Origin of the sequence: Couchioplanes caeruleus (assembly GCF_003751945.1) — a bacterium.
GTDB lineage: Bacteria > Actinomycetota > Actinomycetes > Mycobacteriales > Micromonosporaceae > Actinoplanes > Actinoplanes caeruleus.
In genome coordinates, this window is sequence record NZ_RJKL01000001.1 from 3,722,483 (window position 1) to 3,738,101 (window position 15,619).

General features: G+C 70.6%; 12 protein-coding genes and 1 riboswitch. Of the genes, 7 read left to right on the forward strand and 5 right to left on the reverse strand.

The window, feature by feature from the left end:
• Positions 1–14: 14 nt before the first annotated feature.
• Positions 15–992 (reverse strand): LacI family DNA-binding transcriptional regulator, encoded by a 978-nt coding sequence (locus EDD30_RS16570; protein ID WP_084556165.1) that lies wholly within the window; start codon positions 990–992, stop codon positions 15–17.
• 139 nt (positions 993–1,131) lie between these two features.
• Between EDD30_RS16570 and EDD30_RS16575 the strand changes: the two genes are divergently transcribed.
• From EDD30_RS16575 to EDD30_RS16585, 3 genes are read left to right on the forward strand one after another with little or no spacing between them, the layout of a single operon-like run.
• The gene (locus EDD30_RS16575) at positions 1,132–2,184 is read left to right on the forward strand and encodes a sugar ABC transporter substrate-binding protein (RefSeq protein WP_071803643.1); all 1,053 of its coding nucleotides are present in this window, start codon (positions 1,132–1,134) and stop codon (positions 2,182–2,184) included.
• Positions 2,157–3,209, forward strand: coding sequence for an ABC transporter permease (locus tag EDD30_RS16580; RefSeq protein WP_244945269.1), 1,053 nt, complete (start codon positions 2,157–2,159; stop codon positions 3,207–3,209). Before EDD30_RS16575 ends, EDD30_RS16580 begins: the two co-directional genes overlap by 28 nt.
• Positions 3,206–3,991: an ATP-binding cassette domain-containing protein gene (locus EDD30_RS16585; RefSeq protein ID WP_071803645.1), complete on the forward strand. Its 786-nt coding sequence runs from the start codon at positions 3,206–3,208 to the stop codon at positions 3,989–3,991. The genes EDD30_RS16580 and EDD30_RS16585 overlap by 4 nt, the downstream gene beginning before the upstream one ends.
• An 85-nt stretch (positions 3,992–4,076) precedes the next feature.
• Here the strand turns inward: EDD30_RS16585 and EDD30_RS16590 are convergent, their stop codons facing one another.
• The 3 genes from EDD30_RS16590 to EDD30_RS16600 all read right to left on the reverse strand — a co-directional run bounded on the left by EDD30_RS16590 (position 4,077) and on the right by EDD30_RS16600 (position 9,639).
• A complete protein-coding gene (locus EDD30_RS16590; RefSeq protein ID WP_071803646.1) occupies positions 4,077–5,501 on the reverse strand; it encodes a glycine hydroxymethyltransferase in 1,425 nt (474 codons plus the stop codon).
• A gap of 19 nt (positions 5,502–5,520) precedes the next feature.
• Positions 5,521–5,613: riboswitch (ZMP/ZTP riboswitch) on the reverse strand.
• A gap of 44 nt (positions 5,614–5,657) precedes the next feature.
• Positions 5,658–8,621 carry a discoidin domain-containing protein gene (locus tag EDD30_RS16595; protein ID WP_071803647.1) on the reverse strand — a complete coding sequence of 988 codons (2,964 nt, stop codon included), beginning with the start codon at positions 8,619–8,621 and terminating at the stop codon, positions 5,658–5,660.
• Positions 8,622–8,835: 214 nt separating this feature from the next.
• Entirely contained in the window at positions 8,836–9,639 is an 804-nt protein-coding gene (locus EDD30_RS16600) for an SDR family NAD(P)-dependent oxidoreductase (RefSeq protein ID WP_071803648.1), read from the reverse strand.
• A 663-nt stretch (positions 9,640–10,302) separates the two neighbouring features.
• Between EDD30_RS16600 and EDD30_RS16610 the strand changes: the two genes are divergently transcribed.
• On the forward strand, positions 10,303–11,112 hold the full coding sequence (locus tag EDD30_RS16610; protein ID WP_123678323.1) for an RNA polymerase sigma factor SigF: 810 nt from the start codon (positions 10,303–10,305) through the stop codon (positions 11,110–11,112).
• A gap of 437 nt (positions 11,113–11,549) precedes the next feature.
• On the opposite strand, the gene EDD30_RS16615 is transcribed toward EDD30_RS16610, so the two are convergent.
• Complete coding sequence (locus tag EDD30_RS16615) at positions 11,550–13,256, reverse strand: sulfatase-like hydrolase/transferase (RefSeq protein ID WP_244945270.1); 1,707 nt, start codon at positions 13,254–13,256, stop codon at positions 11,550–11,552.
• A gap of 280 nt (positions 13,257–13,536) precedes the next feature.
• Between EDD30_RS16615 and EDD30_RS16620 the strand changes: the two genes are divergently transcribed.
• The 3 genes from EDD30_RS16620 (at position 13,537) to EDD30_RS16630 (ending at position 15,612) form a co-directional block, all read left to right on the forward strand.
• Complete coding sequence (locus EDD30_RS16620; RefSeq protein WP_071807493.1) at positions 13,537–14,193, forward strand: DedA family protein; 657 nt, start codon at positions 13,537–13,539, stop codon at positions 14,191–14,193.
• A gap of 50 nt (positions 14,194–14,243) precedes the next feature.
• On the forward strand, positions 14,244–14,624 hold the full coding sequence (locus EDD30_RS16625; RefSeq protein WP_071807492.1) for a hypothetical protein: 381 nt from the start codon (positions 14,244–14,246) through the stop codon (positions 14,622–14,624).
• A gap of 148 nt (positions 14,625–14,772) precedes the next feature.
• The gene (locus tag EDD30_RS16630) at positions 14,773–15,612 is read left to right on the forward strand and encodes an SDR family NAD(P)-dependent oxidoreductase (RefSeq protein ID WP_244945271.1); all 840 of its coding nucleotides are present in this window, start codon (positions 14,773–14,775) and stop codon (positions 15,610–15,612) included.
• Positions 15,613–15,619: the final 7 nt, after the last annotated feature.

The window sequence follows — 15,619 nt, forward strand, 5'->3', positions numbered from 1 at the left end:
CCACTGTAGGCGCCTCAGGGCGCCAGTTCGCCCGAGCCACGGGGGATCAGCGTCGTCGCAATGGTGATCTCGCGAGGCTCGCCGGCCCGGCCCTCGATGCGTTCGAAGAGGGCACGTGCCGCCGCGCGGCCCATCGCGGCCGGGTCCTCGGCGACCACCGTGAGCGCCGGCTCCAGGAGGTCGGCCAGGGGTAGGTCGTCGAAGCCGACGAGCGCGATCCGCCGGTGCAGGCCCTCGCGGCGCAGCGCTCGCAGCGCGCCCACGGTGAGCCGGTGCTCCGCAGCGAACAGCGCGGTCGGGGGCTCGGCGAGCGCCAGCAGGGCCGCGGTGGCGGCGGGTCCGCGGGCTTCCGGCACGGCGGCTTCGCAGGTCGGCAGGCCGGCCTCGCGCATCGCGTCCCGGTAGCCCTGGCGGCGGCTGCGGGCGGTGGCGAACCGGGGCGTGGCGCCGAGGAACGCGATCCGGCGGTGCCCGTGGCCGATCAGGTGGCGGGTGGCCGCCGCGGCACCGGAGCGGTTGGCGGCCAGGACGGTGTCCGCCCGATATCCGGTCGCGGGGCGGTTCACGAACACCACCGGCGTGCCGGGTTGCAGCTCACGGGCGAGGTAGCCCTGGTCCGGTGCGGCCGGCGCGAGGATGAGGCCGTCGGCGTGCCGGCGCGCGAAGGCGGTGGCGAGCTCCAGTTCCCGGTCCGGGTCGTCGTCCAGGCTGCCGCTCAGGACGTGTACGCCGCGCGGATGGGCCTCGTCCTCTACGGCGCGGTGCAGCAGCGCCGAGAACGGGTCGCCGGCGTCGTCGAGCAGCAGGCCGATCGTCCGGGTCCGCCGGTCGTTGCGGCGCAGCATGCTCGCGCCGAGGTTGGGGCGATAGCCGAGTGCGGCGACGGCGGCACGGACCCGGGCGGCCAGGGCCGGGTCCACCGTGGCCTCGCCGTTCACGACGCGGGACACGGTCTTGAGGCTGACGCCCGCGCGGCGGGCGACGTCGTTCATCGTGGGTCGCCCCATCTCTCCCCCACTTGATCACTGAAAGCAACGAACCGAGAACTCATTGTTGACAGTCGATGCCCCGAGTCGTCTACTGCAAGACAACGTTGTCTCTCGATTCCTGCTGAATCGATTTGGAGCAGACATGCGTGGCTCATTGCTGATCAAGAGACGTCTCACACCCGCGCTGGCCGCCGTGACCCTGGTGCTCGGCACGGCGGCCTGCGGCGGCGGTGGATCCGGTGGAGGCGACGACATCGTCGGCCTCATCACCAAGACCGATACGAACCCCTTCTTCGTCAAGATGAAGGAGGGCGCGCAGCAGGCCGCGACGCAGCAGGGCGTGGAACTGCAGTCGTTCGCCGGCAAGCAGGACGGCGACAACGAGGCCCAAGTGCAGGCCATCGAGAACCTCATGTCGTCGGGAGCCAAGGGCTTCCTCATCACGCCGAACGACTCCAAGGCGATCGTCCCGTCCATCGACAAGGCCCGGCAGCAGGGCATGCTCGTCATCGCCCTGGACACGCCCACCGATCCGGCCGACGCCGTCGATGCCACCTTCGCCACCGACAACTACCAGGCCGGCAAGCTCATCGGGCAGTGGGCCAAGGCCAAGTTCGACGCCGAGGGCAAGCAGGCGAAGATCGCCATGTTGGATCTCAACGCCAACCAGGTGTCCGTCGACGTCAAGCGCGACCAGGGGTTCCTCGACGGCTTCGGCATCCCGGTCGGCGATCCCAACCGTATCGGCGACGAGAGCGACCCGCGGATCGTCGGCCACGACGTGACCGACGGCGCCGAGGACGGCGGGCGTACGGCCATGGAGAACCTGCTGCAGAAGGACCCGTCGATCAACCTCGTCTACACGATCAACGAGCCCGCGGCGGCCGGGGCCTACCAGGCGCTGAAGGCCGCCGGCAGGGACAAGGACGTCACCATCGTCTCCGTCGACGGCGGTTGCCCCGGCGTCGACAACGTCGCGAAGGGCATCATCGGCGCGACCTCCATGCAGTTCCCGCTGAAGATGGCGGCGCTGGGCGTCGAGGCCGTGACCGCGTACGCCAAGGACGGCACCAAGCCCACCGCCACCGAGGGCAAGGACTTCGTCGACACCGGCGCCCAATTGATCACCGACGACCCGCAGACCGGCGTGGAGGCCAAGGACTCCGCGTGGGGCAAGCAGAACTGTTGGGGCTGACCATGGCAACCGCCACCGACCACACACCCGACTTCGACGTCAACCGGCACGACTCGCTCGGCCTGCGCGTCCAGCACGTCCTGCACGGCAACCCGGTCCTCGGCCCGCTCGCCGTCCTGATCGTCGCCGTCATCGCCTTCTCGCTGGTCAACACCCGCTTCTTCTCGGCCGCGAACCTGTCGCTGGTGCTGGCCCAGGTGACCGTCATCGCGACGCTCGCCCTCGGTCAGACGCTGGTGATCCTCACCGCCGGCATCGACCTGGCGGCCGGCGCCATCGCGGTCTTCTCGTCGGTCCTGATGGCGAGCTTCTGCACCGACCTCGGCATGCCCGGGATCCCGGCGCTGCTGCTGGGCTTCGCCTGCGGCACGGCGATGGGCGCCCTCAACGGAGCCCTGGTGACCCGGCTCAAACTGCCACCGTTCATTGTCACGCTCGGCACCCTGACCATCTTCTTCTCGCTGAACTCGGTGGTCTCCAAGAGCGAGACGGTCCGCGGCTCCGACATGCCGTCGATCATGACCTGGACCGGCACCACGATCCCGATCGGCGGCTTCCGGCTCACGTACGGATCGATCATCATGCTGGCGCTCTTCGGGTACTTCTTCTACGCGTTGCGCTCCACCGCCTGGGGCAAACACGTCTATGCGACCGGCGACGACATCGAAGCCGCCCGGCTCGCGGGCATCCGTACCAACCGGGTGCTGTTCTCGGTCTACACGCTCGCGGGGCTGCTCTACGCGATCGGCGGCTGGATCCTCATCGGCAGGTTGGCGTCGGCCAGCCCCAACGTCGGCGTGGACTACAACCTCGACTCCATCACCGCCGTCGTGCTCGGCGGCACGAGCCTCTTCGGCGGCCGCGGCGGCGTCCTCGGCACCCTCATCGGCGCCCTGATCGTCGGGGTCTTCCGCAACGGCCTCCAGCTCGCCGGCGTCGAGGTGGTCTGGCAGGGCTTCGCCATCGGCCTGCTCGTCCTCGTCGCGGTCTCCCTCGACCAGTGGATCAGGAAGGTGAAGACATGACCGCGAGCAGGCCCACTCCCGTCCTCGAGGCTCGCGGGCTCACCAAGCGCTACGGCCGGGTCACGGCGATCGAGAGCGGCGACCTGGAGCTCTACCCCGGCGAGATCCTCGCGGTGATCGGCGACAACGGCGCCGGCAAGTCGAGCCTGATCAAGGCGCTGTCCGGGGCGCTGATCCCGGACAGCGGGGAGATCTACCTCGACGGGCAGCGGGTCCATTTCCGCAACCCGATGGAGGCGCGCGAGGCCGGCATCGAGACCGTGTACCAGACCCTGGCCGTCGCGCCGGGCCTCGACATCGCCGACAACCTGTTCCTCGGGCGCGAGCAGCGCCGCACCGGCCCGCTCGGCACGATCTTCCGGATGCTCGACCGCGGGCACATGCGCTCCGAGGCCCGCCGGCACATGTCGGAGCTGGGCATCGGCACCCTGCAGAACATCGGCCAGGCGGTGGAGTCGCTCTCCGGCGGTCAGCGCCAGGCGGTGGCGGTCGCCCGGTCGGCGGCCTTCGGCAGCAGGGTGGTGATCCTCGACGAGCCGACGGCGGCGCTCGGCGTCAAGGAGGGCAACCGCGTCCTCCAGCTCATCCGCGACGTCCGGGACCGCGGCCTGCCGGTGATCCTGATCAGCCACAACATGCCGCACGTCTTCGAGGTGGCCGACCGCATCCACATCCAGCGCCTGGGCCGCCGAGCGACGGTGATCACCCCGAAGTCGCACTCCATGTCGGAGGCGGTCGCCATCATGACCGGCGCCTCCCCGCCGCCGCCCGCGGTGGCCTGAGCCGCCCGCGGTGGCCTGAGCCGTCCGCGGTGGCCTGAGCCGTCCGCGGAACGGGCCCGCCACCGGGCCCGTTCCGCGGATGAACTCAGACGCCCAGGTCGACGCTCGGGTAGAGCGGGAAGCCGGAGAGCAGCTCGCTGGCCTGCTTGCTGATCCGGTCGGCCACGGCGGCGTCCAGGTCGAACTTGGCCTTGGACGCGCCCGCCCTGGTCTGCGACAGGACCGTGTGCATCAGGTCGGCGATCTGGTCCATCTCCGCCGTGCCGAGGCCGCGGGTGGTCAGGGCCGGGGTGCCGACGCGGATGCCGGAGGTGTACCAGGCGCCGTTCGGATCCTGTGGGATCGAGTTGCGGTTGGTGACGATGCCGCTGTCCAGCAGCGCCTGCTCGGCCTGGCGGCCGGTCAGGCCGTACTTGTCGACGTCGACCAGCACGAGGTGGTTGTCGGTGCCGCCGCTGACCACCGTCGCGCCGCGCTTGATCAGGCCCTCGGCGAGTGCCTGGCTGTTGGCGACGATGCGCTGGGCGTAGTCGGCGAACTCCGGGCGCCGGGCCTCGGCAAAGGCGATCGCCTTGGCCGCCATGACGTGGCCGAGCGGCCCGCCGAGGACCATCGGGCAGCCGCGGTCGACCTGGTCGGCGAGCTCCGGCTGGCAGAACACCGCGCCGCCGCGGGGTCCGCGCAGGCTCTTGTGGGTCGTCGTGGTGGCGATGTGGGCGTGCTCGATCGGGTTGAAGTCGCCGGTGAAGACCTTGCCGGCGACCAGGCCCGCGAAGTGCGCCATGTCGACCATGAAGGTCGCGCCCACCTCGTCGGCGATCTCGCGCATGATCCGGAAGTTCACCTTGCGGGGATACGCCGAGTAGCCGCCCACGATGATCAGGGGCTTGAACTCGCGCGCCGACTCCCGCAGTGCGGCGTAGTCGATCTGGCCGGTGGCCGGGTCCACGCCGTAGCTGCGCTGGTCGAACATCTTGCCGGAGATGTTGGGGCGGAAGCCGTGGGTGAGGTGGCCGCCCGCGTCGAGCGACATGCCCAGCATGCGCTGGTTGCCGAACGCCTGCCGCAGCTCGGCCCACTCGGCGTCGGTGAGGTCGTTGACGTTGCGCTTCTGCACCTTCGCCAGCGCCGGGGCCTCGACCCGGTCGGCCAGCACGGCCCAGTAGGCGACGAGGTTGGCGTCGATGCCGGAGTGCGGCTGCACGTACGCGTACGGAGCGCCGAACAGCGCCTTGGCGTGCTCGACGGCGACCGACTCGACGGTGTCGACGTTCTGGCAGCCGGCGTAGAAGCGGCGGCCGATCGTGCCCTCGGCGTACTTGTCGGAAAGCCAGTTACCCATCGCCAGCAGCACGGCGGGGGACGCGTAGTTCTCGGACGCGATCAGCTTGAGGGACTCCCGCTGATCGTGCAGCTCCTTGGCGATCGCATCGGCGATCCGGGGCTCGACGGCGCGCACGGCGTCCAGCGCGGCGCGAAAAGCGGTCGATTCGGCGTTGAGCTCAGACATCGGACCTCCCTATCACAGGTGATGAGGCCCAGGCGCACGGCGGTCACCCCGAGTGGGTGGGACCGCTCCCCGATGGTCATCCATCTTCAACGCGCCAGTCACGGCCCGCCGACGAGCATACCGGCGACCGGCACGAAGGTCACATCCCGCCGGAGCTCAGGTGATCGCGAGGTGCACCAGCTCGGCGTCGCCCGGACGCCAGCCCTCGACCACCACGGCGACGTACCGCGCCCGGGCGCCCAGCGGGCCGTACACGCGGCCGTCCGGGGAGGCTTCCAGCCGGTGCGGCCGCCGCCGGCCGCGCGTCCAGGTGAGCCGCACCTTCGCGACGGCGGTCACCGAGCCGAGGTCGACCACCATGCGCCCCGCGGCGCCCGGCCGCCACGATGTCGCCGGGTCGCCGTCGACCGCGCGGTGCGGGGACGTCATTCCCGGGGGCAGCGGCGAGGTCGGGAAGGTCGTCCGGCCCCGGGCGAGGTCGGCGGTCGGCGTCACCGGGGCGCCCGGCACCGACACGCTGCGGGACTTGCCGGCGGGCACGCGTACGGTCTCCGACCAGGTCCCCTTGCGCAGCGTGACCACCGCCCGGCGCGTCGCCGGAGCGGTGACGGTGAGGTGATGGGAGTCCCTGACCAGGAACCGGGTGCCCGGCGGCGGGTCGCCGGCCAGGGTGAAGCGCGGCGGTTCCACCCGGGCGGTGCCGCCGTCCAGGCTGACCGTCCATTCGAGTCCCCACTTGGTGAGCACCTGCTCGCCGCGGTAGAGCGTGCGCCGGGCGGGAAGGCGTACGGTCACGTCCCGAGCCGCAGCCGCGGAGAGATTGAAGACGCTCAGGTGGCCGTCCGCGTCGCTGACCGAGAGCCCCTTCGCGGTCGGCAGCGTCCGGGCGGCGGCCCGGGCGAGGTTCGTGCGGCCGCCGGCGTACCCCTCGATGATCGGCGCCGGCGCGCGGACCTCGGTCGCCGTCACCGTGATCCGTCCGTCGCCGCCGTGGGTCACGATTCCGGCGCGCCCGTCGATGCCGACCCAGCGCGCGGCGGTGCGGGTCTGCGGGACCTCTGCCGCGTCTGTCCAGGTCACGCCGTCGGTCGAGGTCTGGATGGCGAACCTTCTGCCGTACGCGGCATCCCAGGCGATGCGGGCACCGGCGACCCGGACCGCCGAGCCGAGGTCCACGGCGATCCAACTGTCGGCCCGGCCGCGCTCCTCGGGTGCGACCGCCCAGCGGGTCTGCGGATTGCCGTCGGTGGCGTGGCGCGAGGGGCTGTAGGGGTCGCTCGAGGAGGCGGTCGGCATCGCGCCCTGGGCGAGGTCGGCGCCGGTCACGTCGAGGACCGCGAAGGACCAGAGGGCGTATCCGTCCGGAGTGGCCGGTTCGCGACCGAGCATGCGCACGTACCGGGCCTTGCGCGGGGTGAACGTGATGTCGCCGATCATCTCGTCGGGCAGCTCGGCCCGGCCGCCGGCGAACGTGAAGGTGCGGGCGCCGTCAAGCCCGGGGATGCCCGGCATGGCGAAGGTGAAGAGGGTGAGGCCGCCCTCGCCGGGCAGGCCGGTGCTGGCATAGACGACGGTGCCGGTCGGCAGCGTGGTGAAGCCCGCGTAGCCGCCGTTCACGGCGAGGACGGTCGCGGTCGCGTCGACGCCGTCGCGAATCTTCCGGTACGCCTTCGTCCAATGGCTCGACGGCGTGACCCTGGCGGGTAGGAACGCCGGGACGCGCGTGTCGACGAGCCAGTGGTCGTGGTTCGGCTGCCAGAGGAACGTGACGAAGTCCGGCTTGGTGACCGCCGCGGCGAAGGCGGTCGCCGACTGGTGCGCGGTGAGGCCGACGTCGCCGCCGAAGTCGCGGGTGCCGGCGGCGCGGCGGAAGAACTGCTCCCGGGTGACCGGCGGCACCGGCGTGGTGCGCAGCTTGTGAAAGAGGTACGCGATGGCAAGCTCGGCCCGCGCCTCGGGCTCGTGCTTCTCCTCGCCGCCGAACTTCGTGAGCCGGTATGCGGGGGCGAAGCGCAGGTACGGCATCAGGCGCTCGGCGAGATCCGCCTCGGCGCGCGCCGCGTCCCGGTCGCCCAGGACCTGGGCCAGGAACGCGAGCGGGAGGACGTCGCGGCCGTACAGGTGGTAGCGGTCCGCGGCCATCGGCTGCACCGGCTCGCCCGCGTCGCTGGCCAGCAACCGCAGGGTGCGCCAGAGCTGATCGCCGTTGGGCTGGCGGGTCAGCACCTCGGGAACCTTGCGGCCGGCGATCAGGAAGTGGATGGCCGCGCGGCCGGCCGTACGCCACAGCTCGGCCTGGTGGTGCGGATCGGCGGACTTGTGCCGCTCGACGATGAACGTGTCGTGCAGGTTGTGCGCGCTGCTGAGCCGGTCGATCCGCTCGCCGTCGAGCACCGTGGGGTTGGCCCGGTCGGCCTCCGGCAGGGCGCTGGCGTTGGTGGCCCAGAAACGCAGGCGCGCCCGCCAGGCCGCGGCGGACTGGGCGTCGGTGGTCCAGGCGATACCGGGCGCGAGGGCCTCCACCAGGACGCCCATCTCCGCGAGCTTGGTGTCGCCGCGCCATCCGCCGTCGGTGCCGTTGGGCCCCCAGTCGCCGCTCATCGGATCGTTCCCGGCGTTGAGCTGGTACGCGTACGCGGCCTGCCCCTCGGCGATCCGCTGCACGTTGCCCTGGGTGGCGGGGTCGAGATCGGTCCACAACAGCCGGGCGGCGAGCACGAGGTAGAGCTCGACGGTGGAGTCCCCGAGGAGCCGGCGCCCCCACTCGGTGCCGCCGGCAAGCTGGTTGGAGGCGGCACAGCGCTTGATCGTCGCGACCGTCCTGGCGCGCAGCGTCGCGGCGTCGACGCCGGCGAGCCGGGAGTCGTAGTCCTTCATACCCAGCAGGACCGCGTTGCCCAGCACGGCCGCGAAGCGGAAGTCGGCCGCCTTGTACGCGCCGATCGCGGGATCCCACTGCTCCTCGACCCACCGGGTGTGCACGTGCAACACCTCGCGGTAGATCTTCGCCACGGAGTCGCCCCGGGCCGGCGCCGCCACCGCCGGTGCGGACGCGACCGTGCCGGTCAGGCCGCCGATTCCGGCCAGCGCCAGCAATCGGCGGCGGGACAGAGCGAACACGGAGCCTCCCCGGCGAAACGAACAGGTTGCCTACCCTTCGCTTCGATGCCGAAGGCTGTCAAATCTGCCTGGTTCGAAGTTTTACTTGCTTGTTAAGTAATGCATCGATGAGACTGACCGTACCGTCCCCGCAATCGCGCCGTCCCCACACCGAGGCGCCGGCCCGGCATCCTCTCGCCGGCCGGCGCCCCGGTGGGCGCGCCCTACGACGTCGTCATTTCGCCGACCCGGGTTCGGCCATGCGGCGATGCATCTCCGCCGTGGCCCGGTCCGGCATCACCCTGGCCATGGCGCCCTGCGCCCTGGTCTTCAGCGAACCGGCGACGACCTTCTCCTCGCCCTTCATCAGGGCCTCGAAGCCCATCTCGGCCACCAGCGCCGGGTCGTCCTTCTCGCTCGCCCCGACCCTGGTGTCGAGCATGTCGGCGCGATCGAAGAAGTTCGTCTCGGTGGGTCCGGGCATCAGCGAGGTGACGGTGACTCCGGTGTCCTTCAGCTCGGCGCGCAGGGCCTCCGCGAAGGACTGCACGAAGGACTTGGACGCGTTGTAGACGGCCTGGTAGGTCCCCGGCATCATCGACGCGATCGACGAGGTGAACAGCACCCTGCCTTCCCCGCGCGCGACCATGTCGGGAAGCACCCGCTTGGCGAGGTGCACCGTCGAGGTGACGTTCACATCGATGATGTTCAGCTCTTCCCGCAGGTCGGTGTCGCGGGTGAAGTCGCCGCCCAGGCCCCGGCCGGCGTTCAGGGTGACGGCGTCGACCGGGCGGCCGGCCGCGCGGATCTCCGCGTACAGCTTCTCCACGCCGTCGTACGTGGCCAGGTCGGCCCGGACGGCGGCGACCTGGTTCTGCGCGTCGCGGCGCAGGTCGGCGGCCGCCTGCTCGATTTCGTCGTCCTCCGCGGTGATCAGCAGGTCGTACCCGTGGTCGGCGAACTGCCGGGCCAGCTCGTAGCCGATGCCGCTGGACGCCCCGGTGACCACCGCGAACTTGCGGCCGGTGGGTGTCGTCATCAGTCGAACCTCCTCGTCGTCTCCCCTGGTGTGCCCGCGGGCAGACGGGCTAACCGGGAATATCCGGCCCGGCACCGGGCCATCGGGGATGCGAGGGCCACCACAAGAGCCGGAGGAAGGCATGCGCGCGCCGACTCGGCAGTCAGGTGGACCGGATGGGCGCGCTGCGCACCGCCTTCGCGGCGGTCCGCCGGTCCGGCACGGTGTCGATCATCGGTGTGTAGGGCGGCCAGGCCGACCCGTCCCGATGTTCGACCTCTTCGACAAAGGCGTGACCCTGCGGATGGGCCAGCGCACGTCAGGCGGTGGCCCGACGAGGTCCTGCCGCTGCTCACCGGCGACGACGACCCGTTGGGCGTCGACGACCTGGTCACCCACCGGCTGCCGCTCGAGGAGGCACCGCACACCTACGAGATCTTCAAGTAGAAGGCGGAGGACGGGTGCATCAAGGGTCGTGCTCAAGCCCTGAAAGGCGACCAGAGTACCACCCAGTTAGGGGTCACTCACCTAAAGTGACTCATACTTTCGGCTAGTCTTCGGTGGACCGGTCGGCTAAGGTCGTCATAACCGAACGGCCAGCATGCGCGGGTACGGAGGGTCTCATCGACCGCCGTGCCCGCGGATCTATAGCGACACCCGCAGGTGCTCAGGGAGGACCACGGAATGACTGTGACCCAGTCGGCCCCGTCGACCACGACGTCGACCACGATCAGCGAGGCGCCGCAGGACAGCGCCGCAGATCTCCTCAACGCGATGGCCGCGATGCCTGCCGGTCACCCGTCCCGCGCGTCGCTGCGGGACCGGGCGATCGAGGCCTGGCTACCCCTGGCCCGCCACCTCGCCCACCGCTACTCCGGCCGCGGCGAACCCACCGACGACCTCATCCAGACCGCCACCGTCGGCCTCATCAAAGCCGTCGACAAGTTCGACCCCACCCGCGGCGTCGACTTCGCCGGCTACGCCATCCCCACCATCATCGGCGAGATCAAACGCCACTTCCGCGACCGCACCTGGTCCGTCCGCGTCCCCCGCCGCCTCCAGGAACTCCGCCTGGCCATCACCGAAGCCAACGCCACCCTCACCCACACCCTCGGCCGATCCCCGACCGTCGCCGACATCGCCACCCACCTCGGCGTCACCGAGGAAGACGTCCTCGAAGGCCTCGAAGGCGCCCGCGCCTACAACGCCACCAGCCTCTCCACCCCGATCAGCGCCGACGGCACCACCGAACTCGGCGACACCCTCGGCAGCGAGGACCACGAATACGAACTCGCCGAAACCCGCGTCGCCCTCGGCCCCGCCCTGGCCACCCTCGACCCCCGCGAACAGAAGATCCTCACCCTGCGCTTCTACGGCAACCTCACCCAGTCCCAGATCGCCGACCAGATCGGCATCTCCCAGATGCACGTCAGCCGCCTGCTCACGAAGGCCCTGACCAAGCTGCGCACCCAGCTCGTGACGGACGGCATCTGAGCCCCGCACCAAGGAACGCCGGCCCGGTTCGGGCCGGCGTTCCTGCGTCTGGAGCAACCACGCTCTCCCGGAGTGCCGCCCCGGCGCACCCTGATCGCTAGGGTCCGCACAGGCATGCCCCCGATCGTCGAAGTCGTCACCACACCGCTTCGATCCTCGGGAGATCCGCCCATGCGTCAGCGTCACCTCTCCGCAGTCCTCACCGCCGTCGTCGGCGTCGCCCTGGCCGCACCGGCTCAGGCCGTCCCCGCCGGGCCCTCACCGTTGACGGCAGGGTGGCCGCCCTCGCCGGCCTGGTCGCGGGTACGACCGTTCAGGTGACCGGCACGGAGACGTGAGCGGACGGACGGTCACCAGGGTCGAGGCCCGCTCGGTGGTGACGGCGAAGAAGCCCGCCACCACCTCCAAGAAGAGCAAGAGCAACAAGCGGCCAGGCGTCAGCGCCGCGGCGCGGAGAGGGCCCGGCCGGCGACGCCGGCGCCCGGCCCGTACGCGGTGAGGAACTTGTCGCGGAACTGGTCCATCCGCCACACCGGGGCGTCGGGCGCGGGCTTGAGTCCGTCGGTCCAGTTCCAGCCGGCCACCCGGTCGAGCACGGCCTTGTCCTTGGCGACGACGGTGATCGGCACGTCGCGGCTCGCCCCGTCGCCGACCACGATCGGGGCCGGCTGGTGGTCGCCGAGGAACACCATGACGGTGTTCTCGTCGCCGAACTTCTCCAGGTACGAGATGAGCGTCGTCAACGTGTACTGGATCGAGCGGCTGTACTCGCGCTTGATCTTGGCCGGGTCCTTCCAGATCGAACCGGACCTCTTCCCGTCCTTCTTGATCTGCTCGTAGACGGCACCGTCGCCGACGTCGTCCCAGTCGATGAAGTTCGGGATCGGCGCCCACGGGGTGTGGCTGGACACCAGCGGCATCTCCACGAACAACGGCGCGTGGGCAGGGCCGTGCACGTTCTTCTGGAACCAGGAGAGCGTGTACTGGTCCGGCTGCGGCGACCAGCCGAACTTCGGACCGACGTAGCCGGTGTTACGGGAGTCGTAAACCCGGTTGTAGCCGTAGAAGGCGCCCTCCGGCCAGGCATATTTCGCACCCGGCATCACACTGATGGTGTCGTAGCCGGCCCGCTTGGACAGGCTGGTCAGCGTCAGCCGCTCGCTGGCGGTCAGATTGCGGTACCGCTGCTGGTTATTGATCCACAGGCCGGAGAGCAACGTCGCGTGGGCCAGCCAGCTTCCGCCGCCCGCCGTCGGCGAGGTGAGCCAGCCGCTCTTGGCCGCATAGCCCGCCTTGGCCAGCTCGGCCCCGCCCTCGTCCAGCACCTTCACCGTGCCCGGGGCCAGCACCGGATCCTCGATCGCCGACCGGCCGTAACTCTCCACGAAGGTGACGAAGAGGTCCTTGCCCCGCAGAGCAGTCAGCAGTTGATCCGGCGGCGTCGCCGCGAAGGCGTCGACCGTCACCTCGCGGGCGAAGTTCTCCTCGTCCTGCAACCCGGCCTGCACCGCGACCACCCGGTCCCAGGCGTACATGACGCTGGCGCGCGACGCCACCGGGATCGGCTCGAAGATCTGAACACCCAGCACGAGCAGGACCACCCACACGGCGATACCGGCGACCGACGTCCGCGCGCTCACCGTGCGATGCCGCTCGGCCACCTTGGCAACCCGCAGAGCGGCACGAGTCATCAGCACGAGCACCGTCACGATCAGCACGACGATCCCGGCCACGGTACCGAGCGCCGCCGCCTGCCCGGCAGAGTCCCGGACGAACGAGTACGCGTCGTCGAGCAACTCCCAGTCGAGTACCAGGTCGAACGGGCGGGACAGCACCTTGTTGAAGCCCATGTCGACGGCCTTCTCGACGGTCAACAGGCCCAATCCGGCCCCGAACGCGCCGGCCCCGATCCGCTTCCACCGGCCACGCAACAAAAGCACGACGCCGATAGCGAGGAATCCCTCGATCGGCAGCCGCACATACGTGCCGGGCCGCGCCAGCCGGCCGACCACATTCGGCATGATCAGCGCCGCGAAGATCAGCACGAGAGCGCCGGCAGTCAACACCCGGCTGCAGACCCGACGCAGACGACTGGACGGCGAGGACGTCTCGTTCCGCTGCGACTCCGCGTCCGAGTCCTGCACCGCCGGCACCGTGGCCGCGCCCCGCCGAAAGCGGGAAACCAGCACAGCGCGCAGTGAAACAGACAAAACGAGGTCCTCCTCCTCCGACATTCCCAACGGAGGAACGGATCTCGCGCGGCGCCAGTTCAATCCCCCGCGCCGAAGCCGCGAAATCCACACGTTATCCACAGGTGCTTCGGACCGTTTCGGTGGATTTCGGGGAGGGCCAGGGTGTCGCGGCTGGATACGGTGGGAGCCGGGGACGCCGCCCCGCCGCCGACGACGGGAGTCCTCCGAGCCCATGCCACCGACCGCAGACCTGCCCGAATTCCTGCAAGGGGTGGCTCCGATCCTCGACCAGTGGGGCTACCTCGCCCTGGCCGGCGTCATCGGTGTGGAGAGCTTCGGCGTACCCGCGCCCGGGCAGACGTTGATGATCGCGGCGGCGATCTACTCGAACTGGGGCAGGCTCGATATCTTCGCGGTGGCGGCCGTCTGCTTCGTGGCGGCGGTGCTGGGCGACAACATCGGCTACTGGATCGGCGTCCGCGGCGGTCGCAAGGCCGTGCACCGCTTCGGCAAGTACATCTTCATCACCCCCCACCGCCTGGAGAAGGCGGAGCGCTTCTTCGCCCGCCGCGGCAACCGGATCGTCGTCGTGGCCCGCTTCATCGACGGCCTGCGCCAGCTCAACGGCGTGATCGCCGGCATCACGGCGATGCCCTGGAAGCAGTTCCTGCTCTACAACTCGATCGGCGCGGCGCTCTGGGTCGGCTGCTGGACGACGGTCGCCTACCTGCTCGGCAACCACCTGGTGGCGATCGTCGAGCAGGCCGACCGATACAAGTGGTGGGTGATCGCCACGGTGGTCCTCGCCGTCGGCACGTACGTCGTCGTGCACGTCCGCCGCCGCCGGAACCGCGACGCCGCTGCGGTCGAGGAGGAATCCCAGGCTTGACCGTCACCCCTCCGGGTACCGCTGAGGTGACACCGGAGGGAGTGATACGTGTGACTGCCACAGCCAAGCCACTGGACCGCCGCCGCGACCGGGCGGCCGCCACCGGCGACGCCGCCGAGAAGGCCCGGGCGGCGGTCGCCGACATCGACGACCAGCTCAAGACGATCGCGGATCTGACCGCGCAGCAACGGGAGTCGCTGCGCCGGGCCACCGACGAGGCGGCGCGGCTGAAGCGCTCGCTGAAGGCCGCCGCGCAGCGCCGCGCCGAGCTGGTCAAGGACCGCAAGAAGGCGGTCGTCCGGGCGGAGAAGGCCCGTGCGAAGGCGCGGACGGCCGAGGCCAAGTACGACAAGGAGGTGCTGGCCGACCTCGTCCACCGGGAGAAGGAACGGGACCGCGCGTCGCACCCGGACACCGGCGACCTCACCTGAGGCGGCGGGAGCTTCATCGTCGGCTGTTCGCCCCCGGCCGTGGTCCACGGCGCATCGTGCCGCCGGGCGGGCAAATCGAACAGCCACCGCCCCCCGGCGGCCTCGAACCGGGCCAAGGAATTCCCGACGTCGGGGGGATAATCGACCGATGACCACGATGGAGCGGTTCGCGTTCGCCGGGCGTACGTGTGTGATCACCGGGGCGGCGAGCGGCATCGGCGCCGCGCTCGCGCTCGACCTGGCCAAGCGGCGCGCCGTGCTCGCGCTGGTGGACAAGGATGCCGACGGATTGGCGCGGATCGCCGACCTGGCCCGCCGGACCGGCGCCAAGGACGTCAGCACCCACGTCGTCGACCTCGGCGACGGGGGCGACCGCGTGGATCTGGCGACCGAGGTGGCCGCCCGGCACGGCGGCACCGATCTGCTCGTCAACAATGCCGGGGTCGCCCTGAGCGGCACCTTCGAGCAGGTCGACATGAAGGACTTCGACTGGCTCATGGAGATCAACCTGCACGCGGTGGTGCGGATGACCAAGGCGTTCCTGCCGCAGTTGCTCAGCCACCCGGGCTCGCACGTGGTCAACGTCTCCAGCCTCTTCGGCCTGCTCGCCCCGCCGGCGCAGGTGGCGTACGCGACCAGCAAGTTCGGCGTCCGCGGCTTCTCCGAGGCGCTGCGCCACGAGCTCTCCGGACGGGTCGGCGTGACGGTCGTGCACCCCGGCGGCGTACGCACCAACATCGCCATGAGCGCGCGGATCAGCGGGCCCGACGTCGACGGCGAGCAGGCGGCGCAGCTCCGCCAGTTCACCGAGAAGGCGCTGACCCTGCCGCCGGAGGAGGCGGCCCGGCAGATCATCGCGGCGGTGCAGGCCCGCAAGCCCCGGCTGGTGATCACCGGAATCGCGAAGATCGCCGACCTGCTGGTCCGGATCGCTCCGGGACGCTACTGGGCCTTCTTCGCGCGCGGGATCCGCAAACAGGGCTTCTGAGTCGCTC

Bases quoted from the DNA above. Each gene is read 5' to 3' on its own strand.
- EDD30_RS16575 (WP_071803643.1), top strand. From the start codon at position 1,132: ATGCGTGGCTCATTGCTGATCAAGAGACGTCTCACACCCGCGCTGGCC.
- EDD30_RS16570 (WP_084556165.1), bottom strand. From the start codon at position 992: ATGAACGACGTCGCCCGCCGCGCGGGCGTCAGCCTCAAGACCGTGTCC.
- EDD30_RS16600 (WP_071803648.1), bottom strand. From the start codon at position 9,639: ATGACGACACCCACCGGCCGCAAGTTCGCGGTGGTCACCGGGGCGTCC.
- EDD30_RS16590 (WP_071803646.1), bottom strand. From the start codon at position 5,501: ATGTCTGAGCTCAACGCCGAATCGACCGCTTTTCGCGCCGCGCTGGAC.
- EDD30_RS16585 (WP_071803645.1), top strand. From the start codon at position 3,206: ATGACCGCGAGCAGGCCCACTCCCGTCCTCGAGGCTCGCGGGCTCACC.
- EDD30_RS16630 (WP_244945271.1), top strand. From the start codon at position 14,773: ATGACCACGATGGAGCGGTTCGCGTTCGCCGGGCGTACGTGTGTGATC.
- EDD30_RS16620 (WP_071807493.1), top strand. From the start codon at position 13,537: ATGCCACCGACCGCAGACCTGCCCGAATTCCTGCAAGGGGTGGCTCCG.
- EDD30_RS16610 (WP_123678323.1), top strand. From the start codon at position 10,303: ATGACTGTGACCCAGTCGGCCCCGTCGACCACGACGTCGACCACGATC.